The organism is Pedobacter sp. MC2016-24 (genome assembly GCF_015223055.1).
Taxonomy (GTDB): Bacteria; Bacteroidota; Bacteroidia; order Sphingobacteriales; family Sphingobacteriaceae; genus Pedobacter.
In genome coordinates, this window is the sequence record NZ_JADFBX010000057.1 from 1 (window position 1) to 417 (window position 417).

1 protein-coding gene is annotated in these 417 nt (G+C 48.9%); it reads right to left on the reverse strand.

Annotation, left to right across the window (positions count from 1 at the left end; all coding sequences use genetic code 11):
* A partial coding sequence (locus IM797_RS28245) for a type IX secretion system membrane protein PorP/SprF (RefSeq protein ID WP_194130570.1) occupies positions 1–417 on the reverse strand: 417 nt, incomplete at both ends.

Below are 417 nucleotides of genomic sequence, written 5' to 3' on the forward strand. Positions count from 1 at the left end.
ATCCGGTAACTTACAGCCGTGTAAAAAGTAGCCACATCCGCCAGTTTGATCACATCTTTTTTCAGCACACTTTTCAGGTTTGGAATCGAAGCCTGGATGTTTAAGTGGTCAGAGGTATAAGATACCCCGAAATCACCATCCAGGTAAGTTTTACGGTCGTTGTACTGCCCTACCATCGGATCACTCGGATTGCCATAAATATCCGCATTTTCCAGGCGTTGGCTCATGAAGCCTAAGGACACCCCAAAATGCAATTGCTGGTTATCGCCGCTCAATGGCAAATGGTACGCGTAACTACCTACCACACGGGTCTGCCTTTGCAGCCCCGCGCTTTCGTTGTTCACCGTTAAGCCCAAACCAACCCGGCCGAAACCGTAATCTGCTGTCAGGTTTTGGGTTAAAGGAGAGCCAGGTACA